General features: G+C 59.4%; 21 protein-coding genes. 15 read left to right on the forward strand and 6 right to left on the reverse strand.

What is annotated here, in order from left to right; translation table 11 throughout:
• Nucleotides 1-37: 37 nt before the first annotated feature.
• On the reverse strand, nucleotides 38-1,819 hold the full coding sequence (locus LQ231_RS09540; RefSeq protein ID WP_230171180.1) for a GGDEF domain-containing protein: 1,782 nt from the start codon (nucleotides 1,817-1,819) through the stop codon (nucleotides 38-40).
• A 439-nt stretch (nucleotides 1,820-2,258) separates the two neighbouring features.
• On the opposite strand from LQ231_RS09540, the gene LQ231_RS09545 reads away from it, so the two are divergent.
• A complete protein-coding gene (locus tag LQ231_RS09545) occupies nucleotides 2,259-3,302 on the forward strand; it encodes a class I SAM-dependent methyltransferase (RefSeq protein ID WP_230171181.1) in 1,044 nt (347 codons plus the stop codon).
• An 86-nt stretch (nucleotides 3,303-3,388) separates the two neighbouring features.
• Here LQ231_RS09545 and LQ231_RS09550 read toward each other — a convergent pair whose 3' ends face one another.
• From LQ231_RS09550 to hemB, 3 genes are all read right to left on the reverse strand, one after another.
• Complete coding sequence (locus LQ231_RS09550) at nucleotides 3,389-4,156, reverse strand: arginyltransferase (RefSeq protein WP_113140939.1); 768 nt, start codon at nucleotides 4,154-4,156, stop codon at nucleotides 3,389-3,391.
• A 124-nt stretch (nucleotides 4,157-4,280) separates the two neighbouring features.
• A complete protein-coding gene (locus LQ231_RS09555; RefSeq protein WP_230171182.1) occupies nucleotides 4,281-4,739 on the reverse strand; it encodes an RDD family protein in 459 nt (152 codons plus the stop codon).
• Between the two features lie 69 nt (nucleotides 4,740-4,808).
• Nucleotides 4,809-5,825 (reverse strand): porphobilinogen synthase, encoded by a 1,017-nt coding sequence (hemB, locus tag LQ231_RS09560; protein ID WP_113140941.1) that lies wholly within the window; start codon nucleotides 5,823-5,825, stop codon nucleotides 4,809-4,811.
• Between the two features lie 225 nt (nucleotides 5,826-6,050).
• Between hemB and LQ231_RS09565 the strand changes: the two genes are divergently transcribed.
• From LQ231_RS09565 to ribD, 6 genes are all read left to right on the forward strand, one after another.
• A complete protein-coding gene (locus LQ231_RS09565) occupies nucleotides 6,051-6,488 on the forward strand; it encodes a DUF6163 family protein (RefSeq protein ID WP_113141080.1) in 438 nt (145 codons plus the stop codon).
• Nucleotides 6,489-6,620: 132 nt separating this feature from the next.
• Nucleotides 6,621-7,130, forward strand: coding sequence for a MarR family winged helix-turn-helix transcriptional regulator (locus LQ231_RS09570; RefSeq protein ID WP_113140942.1), 510 nt, complete (start codon nucleotides 6,621-6,623; stop codon nucleotides 7,128-7,130).
• A gap of 303 nt (nucleotides 7,131-7,433) precedes the next feature.
• Nucleotides 7,434-8,759, forward strand: a complete 1,326-nt coding sequence (locus tag LQ231_RS09575; protein WP_230171183.1) for a L,D-transpeptidase family protein — start codon at nucleotides 7,434-7,436, stop codon at nucleotides 8,757-8,759.
• A 192-nt stretch (nucleotides 8,760-8,951) separates the two neighbouring features.
• The gene (glyA, locus tag LQ231_RS09580) at nucleotides 8,952-10,241 is read left to right on the forward strand and encodes a serine hydroxymethyltransferase (protein ID WP_113140944.1); all 1,290 of its coding nucleotides are present in this window, start codon (nucleotides 8,952-8,954) and stop codon (nucleotides 10,239-10,241) included.
• Between the two features lie 12 nt (nucleotides 10,242-10,253).
• Nucleotides 10,254-10,730, forward strand: a complete 477-nt coding sequence (nrdR, locus tag LQ231_RS09585) for a transcriptional regulator NrdR (RefSeq protein WP_007608880.1) — start codon at nucleotides 10,254-10,256, stop codon at nucleotides 10,728-10,730.
• A gap of 4 nt (nucleotides 10,731-10,734) precedes the next feature.
• The gene (gene ribD, locus LQ231_RS09590) at nucleotides 10,735-11,820 is read left to right on the forward strand and encodes a bifunctional diaminohydroxyphosphoribosylaminopyrimidine deaminase/5-amino-6-(5-phosphoribosylamino)uracil reductase RibD (protein WP_230171184.1); all 1,086 of its coding nucleotides are present in this window, start codon (nucleotides 10,735-10,737) and stop codon (nucleotides 11,818-11,820) included.
• A gap of 242 nt (nucleotides 11,821-12,062) precedes the next feature.
• Here the strand turns inward: ribD and LQ231_RS09595 are convergent, their stop codons facing one another.
• On the reverse strand, nucleotides 12,063-12,437 hold the full coding sequence (locus tag LQ231_RS09595) for a hypothetical protein (RefSeq protein ID WP_230171185.1): 375 nt from the start codon (nucleotides 12,435-12,437) through the stop codon (nucleotides 12,063-12,065).
• Nucleotides 12,438-12,764: 327 nt separating this feature from the next.
• On the opposite strand from LQ231_RS09595, the gene ribH reads away from it, so the two are divergent.
• The 4 genes from ribH to LQ231_RS09615 all read left to right on the forward strand — a co-directional run bounded on the left by ribH (nucleotide 12,765) and on the right by LQ231_RS09615 (nucleotide 17,237).
• The gene (gene ribH / locus LQ231_RS09600) at nucleotides 12,765-13,223 is read left to right on the forward strand and encodes a 6,7-dimethyl-8-ribityllumazine synthase (RefSeq protein ID WP_113140947.1); all 459 of its coding nucleotides are present in this window, start codon (nucleotides 12,765-12,767) and stop codon (nucleotides 13,221-13,223) included.
• A 3-nt stretch (nucleotides 13,224-13,226) separates the two neighbouring features.
• Nucleotides 13,227-13,706, forward strand: coding sequence for a transcription antitermination factor NusB (gene nusB / locus LQ231_RS09605; RefSeq protein WP_230171186.1), 480 nt, complete (start codon nucleotides 13,227-13,229; stop codon nucleotides 13,704-13,706).
• A 13-nt stretch (nucleotides 13,707-13,719) separates the two neighbouring features.
• Entirely contained in the window at nucleotides 13,720-14,946 is a 1,227-nt protein-coding gene (locus LQ231_RS09610; RefSeq protein WP_230171187.1) for an MFS transporter, read from the forward strand.
• Nucleotides 14,947-15,098: 152 nt separating this feature from the next.
• Nucleotides 15,099-17,237 (forward strand): sodium-translocating pyrophosphatase, encoded by a 2,139-nt coding sequence (locus LQ231_RS09615; protein ID WP_230171188.1) that lies wholly within the window; start codon nucleotides 15,099-15,101, stop codon nucleotides 17,235-17,237.
• 73 nt (nucleotides 17,238-17,310) lie between these two features.
• Here the strand turns inward: LQ231_RS09615 and LQ231_RS09620 are convergent, their stop codons facing one another.
• Nucleotides 17,311-17,820 (reverse strand): outer membrane protein assembly factor BamE, encoded by a 510-nt coding sequence (locus LQ231_RS09620; RefSeq protein WP_230171189.1) that lies wholly within the window; start codon nucleotides 17,818-17,820, stop codon nucleotides 17,311-17,313.
• Nucleotides 17,821-18,080: 260 nt separating this feature from the next.
• Here LQ231_RS09620 and LQ231_RS09625 point away from each other — a divergent pair, with 260 nt between their 5' ends.
• The 4 genes from LQ231_RS09625 to LQ231_RS09640 all read left to right on the forward strand — a co-directional run bounded on the left by LQ231_RS09625 (nucleotide 18,081) and on the right by LQ231_RS09640 (nucleotide 21,338).
• On the forward strand, nucleotides 18,081-18,638 hold the full coding sequence (locus LQ231_RS09625; RefSeq protein ID WP_230173302.1) for a ubiquinol-cytochrome C chaperone family protein: 558 nt from the start codon (nucleotides 18,081-18,083) through the stop codon (nucleotides 18,636-18,638).
• 1 nt (nucleotide 18,639) lies between these two features.
• Nucleotides 18,640-19,200, forward strand: coding sequence for a DUF177 domain-containing protein (locus tag LQ231_RS09630; RefSeq protein WP_230171190.1), 561 nt, complete (start codon nucleotides 18,640-18,642; stop codon nucleotides 19,198-19,200).
• A gap of 100 nt (nucleotides 19,201-19,300) precedes the next feature.
• Nucleotides 19,301-20,347, forward strand: a complete 1,047-nt coding sequence (gene plsX, locus LQ231_RS09635) for a phosphate acyltransferase PlsX (protein WP_113140953.1) — start codon at nucleotides 19,301-19,303, stop codon at nucleotides 20,345-20,347.
• 19 nt (nucleotides 20,348-20,366) lie between these two features.
• A complete protein-coding gene (locus tag LQ231_RS09640; protein WP_230171191.1) occupies nucleotides 20,367-21,338 on the forward strand; it encodes a beta-ketoacyl-ACP synthase III in 972 nt (323 codons plus the stop codon).
• The last annotated feature ends 59 nt before the right edge of the window (nucleotides 21,339-21,397 follow it).

A 21,397-nucleotide genomic window follows, 5' to 3' on the forward strand; every position in this document is an offset into this window, starting at 1 on the left:
GCATTGTCAGGCTTTGACTTGAGTTCGACCGCCGGGTTCAGCGTCCGACGGCTGCAGGCAGCTTCGCCAAGTCCTTGAAATCCGCTACCGGCGCCGGCCGTCCGAGATAGAAACCTTGTCCATGCTCGATGCCAAGCTCATGCATCAGCGCCACGTGTTCCGGTGTTTCAAGTCCTTCGATCAGGATCTTATGGCCGCGATTGCGCACGAGGCGGATGATGTCTTCCAGCATCGAGCGTCCATGCGGCTGATCGGTATCCTGCAGGAAGGAGCGGTCGATCTTGACCGTGTCGAAAGGAAAAAGTCGAAGCCAGGAAAGGCCGGCAAATCCGGTGCCGAAGTCGTCCAGCCATATCCGGATGCCAAGGGCTTCAAGGTCCTTGATGCAGCGGATGACATCCGACTGGCCTTCCATGTCGATACCCTCGGTAATCTCGAAGGCAAGCCGCTCACCCTTGACGCCGGTCTCCTCGAGGATCGTCGACACAGCGAGGGCAAACCCGCGTGACTTGAGCTGGATGGCGGAGACGTTGACGCTCGACAGCGGAATATGGCCGGGTGCCAGCATTTCGGTGCAAACCCTGCGGATTGCCCAGAGGCCGAGTTCCAGTATCGAGCCGGTGCGCTCGGCGATCGGAATGAATTGCCCCGGTGAAATCGGCGTTCCGTCGATCATTTGCAGGCGCATCAGGGCCTCGACCGCCTCAAGCTTGCCGGTGCGAAGATTCTGGATTGGCTGATAAACCAGCTTGACCAGATCCTTCTTGACGGCCATTCGCAAGAGCGACGCGATATTCTCGTTGTCGTCGCTGCTGAGCGGATCGTCGGGATTGAAAAGCCGGATACAGTTGCGTCCGTTGGCCTTGGCGGAATAAAGCGCCCGGTCCGCCTCGTCGATGATGCGTTCGAGCTTTGGTCCGGAGTTCGGTCTCGTATAGGACGCGCCGACGCTGACCGTAACCACCGCCTGTCCGTCGCGACGCTGGTCATGCACCAGGTTAAGTCTTTCGACAGTGCTGCGAATGACTTCCGCAAGCGTGGAGACCTGGTCGCGCTTGGCCAGTTGCGCCAGGACAATGAATTCCTCGCCGCCGTAGCGGCCAAGCGACGCGTTGAACGGCGTCAGTGCTTCCTGAAGTGCATTGGCAACCAGAATAAGACAACGGTCACCCGCCTGGTGACCGTAGAAATCGTTGTATTTCTTGAAGAAGTCGACATCGACCAGGATCGCGGCAAAGCCGGTGCCTTCGTTGGTCCAGGCGCCCCAGTAGTCCCGCAATCGTCTGTCAATGGCGCGCCGATTCTCGATACCGGTCAGGTAATCCGTATTCGAAAGCCGTTCCAGCGCTTCTCCGCGTTTCTGAGCCTCGTTGTGCTGGTGCGCGGCTTCTATCGCATTAAGGAAGACGTTGTAGCGCTCTTTGTTGAGTTTCCAGTTTACATAGGACGTGAACAGGAAGCAGGAAATGTAGAACAGGACCACCACCGTGCTCCCACCGAGCGAGAGCGGGGGCGAGAACAGCATGCTGCATAGGAAGATGACGAGAATGGTGGCGGAAGTCAGGACCGACAAACGGAACACGAGGTTGAAGAACAGGTTGGCACTCATCATGAAAATCGTGCCGAAGAGCATGTAATAGCGGAAGGCGTCCTCTGCCGTCGTCTGAGTCGAGGGGATCAGCCACGCCAGATAGCCCATCACGACTGTCGCTGCGCAGCTGAGATCGATCCATTTGAGATCGACATGCCGCGCTACCAAGACACCCATGACCGCCATGGATGATATGGCAACGATCAGGCGGGCCGTGACCGTCTGCATGGCTACGTCGGGAATCAATAGTACATCGGCTGCACCGAAGAGAAGATATACGAGGACCGCGAAGTAGAGCCCTTGTTGGGTCTGCCTCAGCTGAATCTTGCTGCGATGTGTGTGATAGAGCGCTTTAAGGGCCGAAGCTGGAAGCTTCTTCGCATCGACTGCCGGTGGGCTGTATCTCTGACGGTCAGCCCAATTCGCGCCTGGCTCCTGCGCGCCCTGCATCTGCGAATTTTTATCGCGATTTCCGTGTGTTGGGCTCTTGATGACCCGATTCATCATGACTCCATCGTCAGGCGCAAGCCGGGCGCTATGATACACTAGCTCGCTCAAGTGTTAACTATGTTTTAAAGTCTGACTAAATTCGGAGTGCACTTATCGGCTTATCCGATTATGGTTTACAAACAATTAATATCAGATTTGACTTAAAAAGGAGCGAAATGTGAGCGACGTGAAAATTGCATTCGACGGGCAGAGCCTCATCACGCCCCACTCCATTGCGGCGACGGTGTTTTCAACTTCGACAACTGTCACGGACAAGGAACTGACGGAAGCGCGTGCCGAAACGGCACTGCACCTTCGGATGGCGGAGCAGCAGTTCGAACAGGAAACGCCGGTCGGCCAGATCATGCTCCGTTTGCTGACGGGCCTACACGGGGTGCGCAGCCGCTATTCTCCCAAGGTTTGGGAGCAACTCATTCCCTTGGTGCAGCGCCACGCCATTGCGCGCCATTTCCACGAGGATCCGTTCACCCGCTGGTCGTTCGAGAAGCCGCGCGGCTATTCGGGCGATGCCGGCCTTCTCGACTTCATCTATGGTCACCCGTCTGTCCAGCCGATGCTGGATGCGGCAAGCCCGATGGGCAAGGAGGTTCACGCCTTCACCAGCCAGTCGCCAGCCTGCGTCGCCGTACGTGAACGCCGGGATCTACTGGCCCAGTTTGTCGACGATGTCGCGTCGTCCCGGGGTGGCGAGGCCGAAATCCTGACGATTGCGTCTGGCCATCTGCGCGAAGGCAGTATGTCTCAGGCGCTGAAAGACAAGGCGATCAAACGTTGGCTTGCACTGGATCAAGACCCCTTGAGCGTCGGTGCCGTTGCCAGCGAATTCGCCGGAACGGCGGTTGAATCGGTCAACGGTTCCGTTCGCACCGTCTTGACCCGCGCACAGACCCTCGGCACCTTCGACTTCGTCTACGCCGCCGGTCTCTATGACTACCTTGCCGACGAAGTTGCTATCAAGCTTTCGCAGCGTTGCCTGCAGATGCTGAAGCCCAATGGTACCTTCCTGTTCGCGAACTTTTCGGAGGAAGTCCCAGACGACGGCTACATGGAAACCTTCATGAACTGGGCCCTCTTGCTGCGCTCGGAAGAAGATATGTGGCGGATCATGCGCGCAGCGACGGAAGGTCTTGATGTCGAGTGCTCACTACGCTTCGGTCAGAACCGGAACATTGTGTACGGCATCATCCGCAAACTGTCCTGAAACGATACGCCCCTCCGTCGCAATTTCGGCGGCGGAGGGGCGAACCGTTACGAAACGAGACGGCCGGTAGATGGAAATTGATCGGCTTATCTCTCGATATCCGCCTCGGGATCAAACCGTGTCCAGCCCTGATTGAGCAGATGCTCTTGCGGCTGGAAACGGGTCTTGTAGCCCATCTTGTGTGACCCCTGCACCCAATAGCCGAGATACACATGCGGCAGCCCCAGCGCTTTGGCACGGGCAATATGGTCCAGCACCATCATCGTGCCGAGCGAGCGTCGGTCCATAGTCGGGTTGAAGAAGGAATAGACCATCGACAACCCGTCACTCATCAGGTCGGTGAGGGCAACGGCGATCAACTCGCCCTTCGGGTGCGGCGATAGACCGTCACCCGGACTGCGCAAACGATATTCGATCACCCGCGTTTGCACGTGGCTGTCTTCGATCATGATCGCGTAATCGAGCGCCGACATGTCCGACATGCCGCCACGCGGGTGCCGGTCATCGAGATAGGCGCGAAACAGCGAGAATTGCTCGGTCGACGGCTGGGCCGGAAAGATGGTTGCGACCACGTCCTGGTTGTTCGCCGCGACCCTGCGGAAGGCACGGCTGGGCGCAAATTCGTTGACGAGGATGCGGACGGACACGCAGGCGCGGCAGCTTTCGCAGGCCGGTCGATAGGCAATGTTCTGCGACCGTCGGAACCCGCCCTGTGTGAGAAGGTCGTTCATTTCCGTGGCCCGCTGTCCAACCAGATGGGTAAAAACCTTCCGCTCCATTTCTCCCGCCAGATAGGGACACGGCGCCGGAGCCGTGAGATAGAACTGGGGAGATGGAGAGGTTTGGGTATTCATCTGACGCTGTAGAGAATCCTCGTGCCTGTCATGATTTGGCTAGGATGGCGCAAGATTGAAAAAGGTCAACACTCCGGTGTGTTTTGCCGGAGTGTATTCTTGGGCCAGGCCTGGAATGACGGGTTCAAGCCGTACGGATCGTCGCCGTACCAAGCAGCAGATCATGCACCAGCCGCGACCGCTCGATAAACAGACCGGCCAGCAGGATCAGCGGCGTCAGGATCGAGTTGAGGATCCAGAACAGCGCGAGATGCGCAATGGCGGTGACGAAATCGATCTTGCGACCGTCGAGGCGCACCATGGCAATGCCCATGGCACGCATACCCGGCGTTGCCTGCGCGATGCCGGCCAGCGACATGCCGAAATAGAGACCGGCAACGACGAAGAACAGGATCGGGTAAAGAAGCCAGCCAAGACCAAGAGTCAGGATGCCGAGAAAGAAAACGACAACGGCCGCCGGGATCCACAGCAGTGCCACCAGCACATAGTCGATGATGAAGGCGAAGACACGCCGAGACAACACGCCGCTATAGGCACGCCAGTCTTCGGGGGCGGCATAAATCGGGTTGCTATCGAGGCTCATGGTGGGCTCCTTGTGGGTTGCCTCTCAAATATGGTGAGAGGCAGCCCAAATACAATATTGCTGAGAACATCAGCCTTTTTTCGCCAGATGCCGGGCAACCTCTACGGCAAAATAGGTGAGGATGCCATCGCAGCCGGCGCGCTTGAACGAAAGCAGCGTTTCCAGCATCGCCCGCTCGCCGTCGATCCAGCCGTTCGCGGCGGCGGCCTTGATCTGGCTGTATTCGCCAGAGACCTGATAGGCAAAAACCGGAAGGCCGAAGGCTTCCTTCATCCGCCAGCAGATGTCGAGATAGGGCAGGCCAGGCTTAACCATCAGCATGTCGGCCCCTTCTTCGACATCAAGGGCGGCGTCGCGCAGCGCTTCGGTGCCGTTGGCCGGATCGATGTAATAGGTCTTCTTATCGCCCTTCAGCAGGCCACTGGTCGAGATCGCCTCGCGGTAGGGGCCATAGTAACAGGACGCGAATTTCGTCGCATAGGACATGATGCCGACATCCTGGTGACCGGCGGCGTCAAGGCCACGGCGGATCGCGCCGATGCGGCCGTCCATCATGTCCGATGGGGCGATGATGTCGGATCCGGCATCGGCCTGCAGGATAGCCGCCTTGACCAATTGCTCGACCGTCTCGTCATTGACGATGACGCCATCGCGCAGGATGCCGTCATGGCCGTGGCTGGTGAAGGGATCAAGTGCGACATCGGTAATCACACCGATATTCGGGACGGCTTTTTTGATCGCGGCTGTGACCTGGTTGAGCAGGTTGTTGGCCTCAAGGATCTGCGAGCCGGTTTGATCGCGCAGGTCCATCCCGACATTTGGAAAGGTTGCCAGCGCAGGAATACCGAGATCGGCGGCCTCTCTCGCGGCTTCGACGGCCTTGTCCACGCTCATCCGGTTGACGCCCGGCATGGCCGCGATCGGCTCGAGGATGCCATCGCCCGGGACAACGAAGATCGGCCAGATCAGGTCGTCGACGGTCAGCCGGTTTTCCAGCACCAGACGGCGCGTCCAGTCCGCCTTGCGATTGCGTCGCATGCGCCGGTGCCCGGTTACGTCATCGACCAGATGTGTCTTGTCATGCATGGGATGTCCTCGTCTTGTCGTCTGCCGCTGATATCATGTCGCTGCCGCCAGCAAAACCGTTGTAGGCCGTCCATGGTCCATTTTGGGGCGGACGAATTGTCCCACCGCGGAGCATCGGCACGCAGGGGCGTCAATTTTGCCGGGAAGGGCGCGCGGATGGAAAGGTCTGGGGAGGGCAGGGCAATCCAGTTGGCGGCCGAAGGCTCCAGCGCCTATCCTGCGCCGATGGAACCTGATTCGCCGAATTCGCCCAAACGCAGCCTGACGGAGACCATCTTCGTGATCTTCCTGCGCGTCGTTGCCGTCGCCTGCCTCTGGTTCGGTCTGCAATACTGGTCGATGCTTGTCGGCTACAGTCACGCCGGTTCAGGCCGCTTCGATCTCTTGAACTTGCCATGGCGCGTCGCGGCAGCCGGGCTCGCCGTGGTTTTTCCTGTGGCCGCACTCGGTCTGTGGTTGGGTGGTTCCTGGGGCCCTGTCATCTGGGTTCTCGCAGCCGGTGGGCAGATCCTGATGTTCGGTGTCTGGCCAGAGATCTTCGGCCGCAATCCTCTTGCCATTGTCCTGCACAGCGTTGTCGCGCTGGTGTACATGGCGTTCCGCCTGGCGTTGTGGCTCGAAAGCAGACACAAGCAGGATAGCGTAACGGTTGATTTACTCTGATTGCATCACTGGCTTTGGTAAGCCTCTGTTAAGCCTGCGTTTTAAATAGAATTTTATGCGCATTGGATATGGTCCTCACTAAGGCGGGAGAAAAAACCAACACCGCCAAACAAAACAGTGAGGCAGACCGATATGAACACGAAGCTCAAGCCGCAGCCGACAACTCTCGATCCGCAGGAAGAAGCAATCCGCTCGCTCTATCTGGAGTCCCTGCATCTGGTGGAACGTCTCCACCGCCGCCTTCTCGATGTTATCAAGGATGAGTTCGACCGCAAGGGTCGCAGCGACATCAACGCTGTCCAGGCTCTTCTCCTGTTCAACATCGGCAATTCCGAGCTGACCGCCGGCGAGTTGCGCTCGCGTGGCTACTACCTTGGCTCGAACGTCTCCTACAACGTCAAGAAGCTCGTCGACCTCGGCTTCATCAATCACCAGCGTTCGCGTGTCGACCGTCGCTCGGTCCGCATCAGCCTGACCGACGCCGGCCAGGAAATCGCTGAAACCGTCGCCAAGCTTTATGAGCGTCACATGGGCTCGATCCAGAAGGTCGGCGGTATCGGGGCGGATGAATTCTCCGAAATGAACAAGCTCCTGCAGCGCCTCGACCGCTTCTGGAACGACTCGATCGCCTACCGCCTCTAGGACGCCGCTGTTTCCGGCACCTCCAGTCACGCGATCCACCGCCAAACACGGATGCTTCCAGTGAAGCATCCGTTTTGCCGTTTGCCGATCACGCAAAGTCTGACGCGAACACAGTGTTGTGACAGCCCGCTGCCCTGACACGAATTGGCCATATTGCTATGGGACCGCCAAGGTAGTGAATTGGAGTGCTTCCATGCCTCCGCCCGACGCTGTGGCTCGTCCTGATCTGCATAAAAAGCGTCTCTTTGTTAACCATGGCGCGCTATGCGTTTCCATGTGTGTCAGAACGAAACGGTAGGAAATATGTCCAAAAAGTCTGGAATTGTTGATCTTTCGCGCCGATCGCTGCTGCGGGGCGCTGGCGCTGTCGGTGTCGCGGCGATTGCAGGGCAGGCTTTGGCCCAGACGGCTATCGACGAATTGATCAATGCGCCGCGCCGCGGCAACTGGGATGACCAGTTCGATGCCCAGGCTTCGCGCACAGTCACGGCCGTGGCATCCAATACGCCGATGATCAGCGGCAACAGTGCCACCAACATGCAGCAGGCAATTGCCCAATACCAATCGATCGTGTCGAATGGCGGCTGGCCGGCGGTCAATCCGCAGGTCAAGCTACGTCTCGGCGTCACCGATCCGTCGGTGCAGGCCCTTCGCCAGCGTCTGATGATTTCGGGCGATCTGGCCCAGGAAGCGGGCATGTCCAACTCCTTCGACAGCTATGTCGACGGTGCCGTCAAGCGCTTCCAGGCACGTCACGGCTTGCCGGAAGATGGCGTTCTTGGCGAGTTTACCGTCAAGGCTCTGAACGTCAGCGCGGATGTTCGCCTCAACCAGTTGAACACCAATCTTATCCGCCTGCAGTCGATGTCGGGAGATCTCGGTCCGCGTTACCTGATGGTCAACATTCCGGCCGCTTATGTCGAAGCGGTGGAAAATGACAGCGTCGCGCTGCGCAACACGGCAGTCGTCGGCCGTATCGACCGTCCGACCCACACGATCAATTCCAAGATTTACGAAGTCATTCTGAACCCTTACTGGACCGCGCCACGCTCGATCGTCGAAAAGGACATCGTGCCGCTGATGCAGAAGGATCCGACCTACCTGACGCGCAACAACATTCGGTTGATTGACGGTCAGGGCAACGAAGTGTCGCCGGAAAGCGTGGATTGGCACGCCCCCAAGGCACCGAATTTGATGTTCCGTCAGGACCCGGGCAAGATCAACGCGATGTCCTCGACGAAGATCAACTTCCACAACCCGAACAACGAATACATGCACGACACGCCCCAGCAGGGCCTGTTCAACAAGCTGATGCGCTTCGAGTCTTCGGGCTGCATGCGCGTTCAGAACGTTCGCGACCTGGTTACCTGGCTGTTGCGCGATACGCCTGGCTGGTCGCGTCAGGAAATCGAACGGGTCATCTCGACCCGCCAGAACAATCCGATCAAGCTTGCCCAGGAAGTGCCTGTCTATATCGTCTACATCACGGCGTGGTCTGCCAAGGACCAGGTGGTGCAGTTCCGTGACGACATTTACCAGAAGGATGGCGATGCGCAGCTGGCCCTGCAGGCCAATATCGGCGTCGAGCAGGTATCCGGATCTCTGGAAGACGATATGCTGCCGCAATAAGCCGGTTTGCATGACGGAAAATTATCGCCGCGTCCGTTCAGGACGCGGCTTTTTTCGTCCCGAGCGGCCGGCCTCCACCCGTGATCTTTGGAGCCGCGTCATTTGATGCGCAAATGTCGCTGATCGTATTGCCCTCGGCCCTGCGGAACGTTAATACCCCACTGCATCAAACTCTTTGAGGAGCCTGCGATCATGTCGAATACCGATGCCTTCTTCTCTCGCCCCCTAGCCGAGTCCGATCCGGAGATTTTTGGTGCGATCGAGAAAGAACTTGGTCGCCAACGCCACGAGATCGAGCTGATTGCATCCGAGAACATCGTCTCGCGTGCGGTGCTGGAAGCACAGGGCTCGATCATGACCAACAAATATGCCGAAGGCTATCCGGGCAAGCGCTACTACGGTGGCTGCCAGTTCGTCGATATCGCCGAGGAGCTGGCCATCGAGCGCGCCAAGAAGCTGTTCGGCGTCAACTTCGCCAACGTCCAGCCGAACTCTGGTAGCCAGATGAACCAGGCCGTGTTCCTGGCGCTCCTGCAGCCGGGCGACACCTTCATGGGCCTCGATCTCAATTCGGGCGGTCACCTGACCCACGGTTCGCCGGTCAATATGTCCGGCAAGTGGTTCAACGTTGTCTCTTATGGCGTCCGCGAAGGCGACAACTTGCTCGACATGGACGCGGTTGCCGAATCGGCCCGCAAGACCAAGCCGAAGCTGATCATCGCCGGCGGCACCGCCTATTCCCGCATCTGGGACTGGAAGCGCTTCCGCGAGATTGCTGACGAAGTCGGCGCCTATCTCATGGTCGACATGGCCCATATCGCCGGTCTCGTCGCCGGCAACCAGCATCCGTCGCCATTCCCGCATTGCCATGTTGCCACCACCACGACCCACAAGTCGCTGCGCGGCCCACGCGGCGGCATGATCCTGACCAATGACGAGGATCTGGCAAAGAAGTTCAATTCGGCCGTCTTCCCCGGTCTCCAGGGTGGACCGCTGATGCATGTGATCGCCGCCAAGGCCGTTGCCTTTGGTGAAGCGCTGCAGCCGGAATTCCAGGACTACGCCGCCCAGATCGTCAAGAACGCCAAGGCCCTGTCGGAAACGCTGGTCGCCGGCGGCCTCGATATCGTCTCTGGCGGCACTGACAACCACCTGATGCTGGTCGACTTGCGCAAGAAGAACGCCACCGGCAAGCGCGCCGAAACGGCACTCGGTCGTGCCTACATCACGTGCAACAAGAACGGCATTCCGTTCGATCCGGAAAAGCCCTTTGTCACTTCGGGCGTCCGCCTCGGTACGCCGGCCGGTACGACACGCGGTTTCAAGGAAGCGGAATTCAGGGAAATCGGCAACCTCATCGTCGAGGTTCTGGACGGCCTGAAGGTTGCCAATTCAGACGAAGGCAATGCTGCTGTCGAGGCAGGTGTCCGCGAAAAGATCGTCGCTCTCAGCGGCCGTTTCCCGATGTACCCCTACATGTAAGGCCAAAGGCTGATGCGTTGCCCCTTCTGCGGCTCGGATGAAACACAGGTGAAAGATTCGCGACCGGCGGAGGACAATACGTCCATCCGTCGGCGTCGCATTTGTCCGGATTGCGGTGGTCGGTTCACCACGTTCGAGCGGGTGCAACTGCGTGAGTTGATGGTTGCCAAGAAGACGGGCCGCAAGGCGCCCTTCGATCGCGACAAGCTGGTGCGGTCTTTCGAGATCGCGCTGCGCAAGCGTCCTGTGGACCGCGACCGTATCGAACGTGCCGTATCCGGCATCGTTCGCCGACTGGAAAGCTCCGGTGAGACCGAAATCTCTTCGGAGGCAATCGGCCTTCAGGTGCTCGAGGCCCTGAAGAGCCTCGATGACGTCGGCTTCGTCCGCTACGCCTCCGTCTATCGCGATTTCTCTCATGCCGAAGACTTCGAGAATGTGATCGCCGAGATCAACGCAAAGATCTCGCGCGACAACGGGGTGGACTGATCCCTTGTCCGTCACGGCAAAGGATGAGGTGTTCATGCGGGAGGCGATCAGCCTGTCGCTGACCCATCTTGGCCAGACGGCATCCAATCCCTCCGTTGGCTGCATTATTGTCAGCAATGACGAGATTGTCGGCCGCGGCGTCACAGCCCCGGGCGGACGGCCGCATGCCGAGCCCCAGGCAATCGCCGATGCGGGTGAACGGGCGAGGGGGGCGACAGCCTATGTCACCCTTGAGCCCTGTTCTCATCATGGAATGACCCCGCCTTGCGCGGGCGTGCTGATCGCGGCTGGAATATCGCGTGTGGTTGTCGCCGTGGCCGATCCTGACCCCCGGGTTTCCGGGCGGGGTCTGCAGATATTGGCGGATGCCGGTATCGAGGTGACCACGGGCATTCTCCAGCGCGAGGCGCGCGAGGCAATGTCCGGTTATCTCACACGTCAGACAAAGGGACGGCCGCAAGTGACTCTCAAGCTTGCGGTTTCTGCCGATGGCATGTTGGGCAAGGTCGGTGCCGGGCAGGTTGCGATCACGGGCCCCGAAGCTCGCGCCGAGGTTCATCGGCTGCGTTCGAAAAGCGATGCGATCCTGGTGGGTATCGGGACTGCCAATGCCGACGATCCCGACCTGACGGTCAGGCTGCCGGGTCTTGAGCATACGTCGCCTCTGCGGATCGTGCTGGATCGCAATCTCGAACTTTCGCCCTCGTCCAGGCTTGCGCAGACGGCACACGAGGTGCCCGTACTTCTGGCCGCAAGCGTGGGAGCCGTCGGCAATCGTCAGGCGCTTGAGGCGCTGGGTGTGGAGATTGTTGAGGTAGATGGCATCGAAGACCTGTTGCTTCGGCTGGCAGACAGGGGCGTGTCTTCGCTGATGGTTGAGGGTGGCGCGCGCGTCGCCGCGAATTTCCTCAGCCAAGGGCTGGTCGACCACATTCATCTGTATCGCGGTACTGGAAACCTTGGGGAAGGCATAGCCTCGCCAATTCTCGGCGATCGACCTCCGGCGGGATTTTCCTTGCAGCGATCGGAGACTTTTGGCTCCGATCAGCTGTTGGTGTTCGAGCGCCTTCCGGCCTCGGCTTGGCTCTGACGCCTTAGCGCCAGAACAGCATGATCAGAATGATGATCGGGATCGGCACCCCAACCAGCCAGAGAAGAATACTGCGTCCCATGATGACCTCCTGTTTTATATGACTGCATCCGCCGGAGCATTTTTCCGTCTCGGCACTCAGACAACACGCAGTTGGCCGTTTTTGTTCCGCCTATGGCAACATGCACCCCCGCGCCGGGAGCGCGGGGGATGGAGAACGGCACGGGGAGAGGAGGGGTCAGCTAGCGGAGATAGAAGGTGACGGTACCGTCGTTGGCGCGTTCGGCGCCGACGATATTGGTCAGTTCCACCCTTTCCGACTCGAGTCTCCGGGACAGCGACTTGTTGGCAATCACCGAAGCCTGGATCATTCTGGCTTCCTGCGAGCCTGGCGCGACGGTCTCGAACTTTTGCAGAAGGGGATCTTCCTTGTCCAATTCATCGAGCCGAATGATATCGAAATGGTTGGCGGTCAGTCCGGTGATCGTCTGTTCGATTTGTTGCGGGCCAGGGGTGCCAGTGGTGATGCTGGTGGCCGGCATGGCAGCATAGCTGTCGCCACCAAAGGCGAGTGCCGAGATGGCCGATGCGCTGAGTGCGGATGCAAAGCGATTCATTGTCCTCATCCTTTCAAGGGAAGCTGCGATGGCGGGGAATTCCGTCGCTCGCTTGCAAGGTTGAAGCTGGGATCGGATTGCGGCAAAATCCAGCCGGTAAGGCACTGAATTCCATTAAAGATTTGTCATGATCTTCGACACGTTTTTGCCCGCATTAGCGCGTGCCGAAACGTGCGGTTGCGCCATTGGCCCGCAACCCGTCGATAAGGCCACAGATTTCGGAGAGGCGTGCTGGCCGAAAAACACTTGCCTTCCGTGAAACAGCGTGGTTTGACCGCGTTTCTGTTTGGCCGTGGGCCACAATCACATTCAAGATCGGATCAGGTTATGGGAAAGAAGACGGCTTCGCCGCATTTGCTGATCGTCGAGGCACGTTTCTACGACGATATGTCTGATGCACTCCTGGATGGTGCACGCGTAGCGCTCGAAGAAGCCGGCGCCACTTACGACATCATCACGGTGCCTGGCGCACTCGAAATTCCGCCGGCGATCGCCATGGCGCTGGATGCTTCGGACGATGAAGGCACCGTCTATGACGGCTTCGTTGCGCTGGGCATGGTCATTCGTGGCGAAACATATCATTTTGACATCGTGTCCAACGAGTCCTCTCGTGCCCTCATGGACCTTGCCGTCTCGGAATCGCTTCCCATCGGCAATGGCATCATGACGGTCGAAAACGAAGAGCAGGCCTGGGCGCGCGTCAAGCGTTCGGAAAAGGACAAGGGCGGTTTTGCTGCCCGTGCAGCGCTGACCATGATCGCGCTGAAGAACAAACTGGGTAGCTGATCGATGACGACCGAAGACAAGCAGCCGGCCAAGACGGCAAACCAGCGCGGCGCAGCCCGGCTTGCGGCCGTGCAGGCACTCTACCAGATGGATATCGGCGGCACCGGGGTGCTCGAAGTCGTCGCGGAATACGAGACACATCGCCTCGGCCAGGAAGTCGACGGCGATACCTATCTCAAGGCCGACGCATCCTGGTTTCGTTCCATCGTGGCCGGCGTTGTGCGTGACCAGACCAAGATCGACCCGATGATCCGTTCAGCCCTGCAGGACGACTGGATGCTGTCGCGCATCGACAGCACGGTACGCGCAATCCTGCGTGCCGGTACGTTCGAATTGATCGAGCGCAAGGACGTGCCCATTGCGGTTATCGTAACGGAATATGTCGAGATCGCGCAGGCCTTCTTCTCGGACGACGAGCCGAAGCTGGTCAATGCCGTGCTTGATCGCATTGCAAAGCAGGTGCGCGCACCGGCGCAAAAATAAGGCAGGGCAGGGCATGGACGGGACGTCGAACGCGGGGCTGGACGGTCAACTTGCGACGGCCAAGCGGAACGTCACCCTTCTGGCTGTGACCCAGGCGATCCTGGGTGCCGCTCCACCGCTGGCTTTTTCGGTGGGCGGCCTTGCCGGCTTCCAGATGCTCGGTGCCGACAAGTCCCTATCCACGGCTCCACTGACGGGCTTCAATGTCGGTATCGCCCTGGGTGCCATTGCCGTGGCGGCAGCATCGCGCCTCCTCGGTCGGCGCGAAAGCTTCATGATTGGCGCCCTGACGGGCGCGACGGGCAGTGCACTGGCTGCTTTTGCGCTCGTACAGGCGAACTTCTGGCTTTTTGTCGTCGCCTTGGTCTTGATGGGACTGTCTGCCGGTTTTACCCAGAAGATCCGTTTTGCTGCTGCCGATGCCTCGCCGAGTTTCTACAAGGGCAAGGCAATTTCCTGGATACTGGCGGCTGGCATCGTATCGGCCATTGTCGGCCCGCAGATCGCCATCTGGCTAAAGGACAGCCTCGCACCGGTCACGTTTGCCGGTGCCTTCCTCGGTCTTGTGCCGCTGCTGCTGACTGCAATTGGTTTTCTCTACTTCTTGAAACTGCCGGTCCTCAGCGCGAAAACCTCCGCAGCCTCTGAGCCCACGCGCTCGCTGCGCGAAATCGTCATGACCCAGCGTTTCATGACCGGCATGGTTTGTGGCATCGGCTCCTACGCCCTGATGACCTTCATGATGACCGGCGCGCCGCTCGCCATGGTCATAGGTTGTGGTTTTTCAACCGAACTCGCCACGCTCGGCATCCAGTGGCACGTCATTGCCATGTTCGCCCCGAGCTTTTTCACCGGCATGCTGATTTCCCGCTTCGGGCCTGAAAAGATCGTCGCGGCCGGCCTGTTGATACTGATGTCCTGTGCGGTGGTGGCCCATTGGGGCATCGAGCTGTGGAACTTCTGGGGTGCCCTGGTGCTGCTTGGCATCGGCTGGAACTTCGGCTTCATCGGCGCAACGGCCATCGTCGCATCGAGCTACCGTCCGGCCGAAGCAGACAAGGTCCAGGGTTTCCACGACATCATCCTGTTTTCGACCGTCGCCCTGTCCTCCTTCTCGTCCGGTAAGGTCTTCACCGCCTTTGGCTGGTCTGTGATGAACCTGGTCATCTGGCCTGTGACAATTCTCTGCCTCGTTCTGGTCCTGCTGCAGATGCGTGCCGCCTCCCGCAAACCCGCCTGAGCCATTTCTCCCGCAAGAGATGCGCACTTGACGCAAAGGAAAGTGCAACGCAATCTCGCCTCGCGTCGACGAGGTCTCGGAGGAGGGGTCTTGATTCTGCGTGACACCGCCCGCGAAGAGTGAGGCGCGGGCAATACGGGAGGGTATTGCGAATGACGGTTCTTTTAGGCGTAATTTTATGCGGGTTATTGTCGGTGGTCTACGCAGTCTGGGCGACGCGCTCAGTGCTGGCGGCTGACCAGGGCAATGCCCGGATGCAGGAAATCGCAGGCTATATTCGCGAAGGTGCGCAGGCCTATCTCGCTCGTCAATACCTGACCATCGCGATCGTCGGTGCCGTGGTGTTCGTTGCCACGTGGTTCCTTTTGTCCGGTCTGGCAGCCATCGGCTTCCTGATCGGTGCCGTATTGTCGGGCGCTGCCGGCTTCATCGGCATGCATGTCTCTGTTCGCGCCAATGTGCGCACGGCGCAGGCGTCGTCGCACAGCCTGGCTGCCGGCCTCGACATCGCCTTCAAGTCCGGCGCAATCACCGGCATGCTTGTTGCCGGTCTCGCCCTGCTCGGCGTCTCCATCTATTTCTATATCCTGACGGCCATGCTCGGTCATGAAAGCGGATCGCGCGAGGTCATCGACTCGCTTGTCGCGCTTGGCTTTGGCGCATCGCTGATTTCCATCTTTGCCCGTTTGGGCGGCGGTATCTTTACCAAGGGCGCTGATGTCGGCGGTGACCTCGTCGGCAAGGTCGAAGCGGGTATTCCCGAAGACGATCCGCGCAACCCGGCAACCATTGCCGACAATGTCGGCGACAATGTCGGTGACTGCGCCGGCATGGCGGCCGACCTTTTCGAAACCTATGCGGTTTCCGTCGTGGCGACCATGGTTCTGGCCGCGATCTTCTTTGCCGGATCCGCAGCGCTTGATATCACCATGATCTATCCGCTGGCCATTTGCGGCGCCTGCATCATCACCTCGATCATCGGTACTTTCTTCGTCAAGCTCGGCACCAACGGTTCGATCATGGGTGCACTGTACAAGGGGTTGATCGTCACCGGCCTTCTGTCGATCGGCGGTCTGGCGCTTGCCACGTCTCTGACAATCGGCTGGGGCTCGATCGGCACCGTTGCCGGCATGGACATCACCGGCCTCAATCTCTTTTTCTGCGGCATCCTCGGTCTTGTCGTCACCGCGCTGATCGTGGTGATCACCGAATATTACACCGGCACCAACAAGCGCCCGGTCAATTCGATCGCCCAGGCCTCGGTCACCGGCCATGGCACCAACGTCATCCAGGGCCTTGCCGTTTCGCTGGAATCGACCGCTCTGCCGGCCATCGTCATCGTCGGCGGCATCATTGCCACCTATCAGCTCGCCGGCCTGTTCGGCACGGCCATCGCCGTCACCACCATGCTTGGCCTTGCCGGCATGATCGTCGCACTTGACGCCTTTGGACCTGTCACTGACAATGCCGGCGGTATTGCCGAAATGGCCGGCCTGCCGCCGGAAGTCCGCAAGTCGACCGATGCGCTGGATGCCGTGGGCAATACAACCAAGGCCGTGACCAAGGGGTATGCGATCGGCTCGGCCGGTCTCGGCGCCCTGGTGCTTTTTGCCGCCTATTCGAACGACCTGCAGTATTTTGCCGCCAACAGCGCCCAATATCCCTACTTTGCCGATATGGGCGTGATCTCCTTCGACCTGTCGAACCCTTATGTCGTCGCCGGCCTGATCTTCGGCGGCCTCATCCCTTATCTCTTCGGCGGCATCGCCATGACGGCCGTCGGTCGTGCCGCCGGTTCGATCGTCGAGGAAGTCCGCCGGCAGTTCCGCGAAAAGCCGGGCATCATGCAGGGCACCGAGAAGCCGGACTATGGCCGCGCCGTCGATATCCTGACCCGGGCGGCGATCCGCGAGATGATCATCCCGTCACTGCTGCCGGTGCTGGCGCCTCTGGTCGTCTATTTCGGCGTATTGCTGATCTCGGGCTCCAAGGCGTCCGCCTTTGCCGCCCTCGGCGCCTCGCTGCTTGGCGTCATCGTGAACGGCCTGTTCGTGGCGATCTCCATGACATCGGGCGGCGGCGCCTGGGACAATGCCAAGAAGAGCTTCGAGGACGGTTTCATCGACAAGGATGGCGTCCGCCACCTGAAGGGATCGGATGCCCACAAGGCGTCCGTTACCGGTGATACCGTCGGCGATCCCTACAAGGATACGGCAGGTCCTGCCGTCAACCCGGCCATCAAGATCACCAACATTGTCGCATTGTTGCTGCTGGCCGTCCTCGCCCACTGATCCACATTGCACACAAAAGAAAACCGCGGAATGGTCTTCCGCGGTTTTCTGTATTCTGGAAATGCGATGAGACTTACCTGCCGTCCAGGCCGCCGCCGGCACCCAGCACGTTCTTGATGCTGTTGGCCGCGCTGCCGCCGCCCGAAAGCAGCTGCTGGATGAATGTGAGGTCCTTGCCGCCGGTCGGCGTGGTGCGCGAGATCGAATCGAAGACCTTGCCATCCTGCAGGGTGTAATTGGCAAGCTGCGTGACGATGCCGTCCTTGTCGAAATAGATCGCCAGGATCTGCTGCTCGACCAGCTTCTGCTTCATGAACGCAACCGAGCGTGTGCGCTTCTGCGAGATGTAGTAGAAGACCTCGCCTTCGAAGGTCGCGGTGGTCGATGGCGTGCCGAGCGACAGCAGAACCTGTTCGCGGCTCGAGCCGACGGGAACGAGGTCGAGTGCTGCCTGATCAACCACATAGCCGTTGTGGAAGACTTCGGAGGTTTGGCAACCGGAAAGGCCGCTGATGGCGAGCGCCACGGCAAGGGCCGTCGAGCTCAGAACCTTGCTGTCCGATCTGAAAATCCGAATTTCCACGCACGTCTCCCATGACTGTCGATGGCACCCTTGAGTGCCGCATCGCTTCTGCGCATAGCATTGTGTCCTTTCCGGGGAAAAGACGAAGCCAACACCATGGTTTTCCGCACTTTTCAGCGCCATACTGCCGCAGGATGCGGCAAAGGCGTTCCAGAACGGCATTGCAATTCACGTCTGCTTCGGTAAACCAGCTTTCGCAATCATGCAACACGACCACGTGCGGGCCGACCCGTTCGGCAGGCTCTTTTTGGTGGAATTGGATGGTATTCGGCTTCTTTCGGAAGAAAAGAAACAACAGGGCGATCGTTGAGCGCCAATATGCGGCGCTGACATCGGCTGCGCGAGCACCGGCCTTCTATCTCGACATGCATGTGCCCGATACGGTCATGGGCCGCTTCGAGATGCTGTCGATCATGTTGATTCTCTATTTCCGTCGCACGGCAAAGTCTGATCGTAGCGGACAGGAGATTGCGCAGGAGATCATCGACGCCTTTTTTGAGGACGTCGATCACTCCATTCGAGAGCTAGGCGTTGGTGATCAGGGCGTGCCAAAACGCATGAAGAAGCTGGCCGGCATGTACTACGGTCGTCTTGAATCCTATGCCGCAGCGCTCGATAAAAACAACGCCACCGCGCTCGAAGCGGCTCTGCGCCGCAACCTGCATCCGGAGGCCGGCGATGCCGCACCGTCCATGCGGTCCGTCGCCGATTGGATGTTTGCTGCGGAGCGCGCCTTGGCCGGGATTGAGGAAGTGCAGATTGAAACGGGACATGCGCCAATTGCCGTACCCGCCGCATCGGCGGAAGGATTGAATTGATATGAGCTCAAACAAAAGCGGCGAAGCCGCAGCATTCAGTTACCTGGTCAAGGTCGGTCATGTGTCGGCAAACCCCGTGCGGGTTCGCCTCGCGGCGGATGAGCGCGAGCGCCAGGCACTGGCGAACGTCTGGAATATCGAAGGTGTCAACAGCCTGTCCGCCGAACTCCAGATCGCGCGCTGGAAGAAGGACGGCGTTCGCATCACCGGACGTGTCTCCGGTGAAATCGTCCAGGCTTGCGTCGTGACACTGGAACCGGTTGTATCGACGGTCGATCAGGAAATTGACCAGATCTTCGTCCCGGAAGGCTCCAAGCTTGCCCGAATCGTTGCCGATGGTGCCGGCGAGATGGTGCTGGATCCGGATGGTCCCGACCTGCCGGAAACCTTTGTCGGCGATACGATCGATGCTGGTGAACTGGTTGCCGAATTTGCCGCGCTGGGCATTGATCCCTATCCGAAAAAGCCGGGTGCCGAGTTTGCGGCGCATATTGAGAGTGCTGAGGACGTGGACCGCAAGCCGTCTCCGTTTGCTGTGCTGAAAGACTGGAAAAAGGACTGATCAGGCCCCATCTGCTCCCTTGGGTGGGTTGTGCATGGACACAAAAGCGGTATTTTGGCCGAAATTTCGCTAGGCAGCGAAGAAGAAGGGTCAGGTTTCAGTGATCAGAATTTCTCTCGACGTCATGGGCGGCGACTTTGGTCCCGAAGTCGTCATACCCGGCGCTGCCAAGGCGCTTGATCGTCACCCGGATGTGAGTTTCATCCTGTACGGGCAGCAGGAACGCTGTTTGCCGATTCTGGCGCAGTATCCGAAGCTCCAGGCGAAATCGGTCTTCCACCACTGCGAAGTGTCTGTCGGCATGGACGAGAAGCCGAGCCAGGCTTTGCGTCGTGGCCGCTACATCTCCAGCATGTGGCGCTCGATCGAAGCGGTGAAGAGCGGGCAGGCGGATGTGGTCGTGTCGGCTGGCAATACCGGCGCGTTGATGGCGATGGCAAAGTTCTGCCTGCGCACGATGGCGACCATCGAACGTCCGGCGATCGCAGCGATTTGGCCAACGCTCTCCGGCGAAAGCATCGTCCTCGATGTCGGCGCGACGATTGGTGCCGACGCCCAGCAATTGCTTGATTTTGCCCTTATGGGGGGCGCCATGGCGCGCGCTTTGTTCGAAATCGAGCGTCCTTTGGTCGGCCTGCTCAATGTCGGCGTGGAAGAGATCAAGGGACAGGAAGAAGTGAAGGAGGCCGGTCGTCTGATCCGCGAAGCCGGGCTCGACACGATTGATTATTATGGTTTTGTCGAAGGCGACGATCTCGGCAAGGGCACCGTCGATGTGGTCGTGACAGAAGGCTTCACAGGCAATATCGCCTTGAAGACCGCAGAGGGCACGGCCCGCCAGATCGCCGAATACCTGCGCGCGGCGATGTCGAGGACACTGGTGGCCAAGCTGGGCTATCTGCTGGCCAAGGGCGCCTTTGACCGCCTGCGCGACAAGATGGACCCGCGCAAGGTCAATGGCGGCGTGTTCCTCGGTCTGAACGGCATCGTCATCAAGAGCCATGGCGGCACGGATGCTGAGGGCTTTGCAGCAGCCATCGACGTCGGCTATGACATGGCCCGCAACGGGCTGACGCAAAAGATCGAAAACGATTTGAAAAAATATCATGCCCGGCACCCGTCTCCAGCGGGCCCCGAAGCCGCATGAACACTAGGTAGGAAACATAATGATTCGTTCTGTTGTTCGCGGTTTCGGAGCGTCGCTCCCGAAGCGGGTGATGACCAATGGCGAGCTTGAGGGTTTGGTGGAAACGTCTGATGAATGGATCGTGCAGCGCACGGGCATTCGCCAGCGCTACATTGCCGGCGAAGGCGAGACCACAGCATCGCTGGGCGCCGCAGCCGCACAGCAGGCGCTTGATCGTGCTGGGCTGACCTCGGCCGACATCGATCTGATCATTTGCGCGACGTCGACGCCGGACAATACATTCCCGGCAACGGCGGTGAACATTCAAAACCGGCTCGGTATGCATCATGGCTTTGCGTTTGACGTACAGGCAGTCTGTTCGGGCTTTATCTACGCGCTGTCGACCGCCGACCTCTACATTCGCGGTGGCATGGCCAAGCGCGTTCTGGTGATCGGCGCCGAAACATTCTCCCGAATTCTCGACTGGCACGATCGAACCACCTGCGTGCTATTCGGTGATGGCGCGGGTGCCATTGTACTGGAAGCGGCAGAAGGGGCAGGCACGACAGCGGACCGCGGCGTTCTGACCACCAATCTGCGCTCGGATGGCGTCCATCGTGAGAAACTCTATGTCGATGGCGGCCCGTCCACCACAGGCACTGTCGGCCATCTGCGCATGGAAGGCCGCGAAGTCTTCAAGCATGCCGTCGGCATGATCACCGATGTGATCGAGGCCGCATTTCATGCGACAGGCACGACAGCCGGCGATATCGACTGGCTGGTTCCGCACCAGGCCAACAAGCGCATCATCGACGCGTCGGCGAAGAAATTGGGCATCCCGTCCGAAAAAGTCGTGATCACGGTTGATCTCCACGGCAACACCTCGGCAGCATCGATTCCCTTGGCACTGGCAACCGCTGCCGGTGACGGTCGCATCAAGCAGGGCGACCTTGTGATGCTCGAAGCGATGGGTGGCGGCTTCACTTGGGGCGCCGTCCTGCTGCGCTGGTAGTCAAATGCCAAAAATTGGGCATCAACAAGCGCTTGACCGTCGCCGTTAAGGACAATAGT

The organism is Rhizobium sp. CECT 9324 (assembly GCF_918741265.1).
Lineage (GTDB): Bacteria > Pseudomonadota > Alphaproteobacteria > Rhizobiales > Rhizobiaceae > Allorhizobium.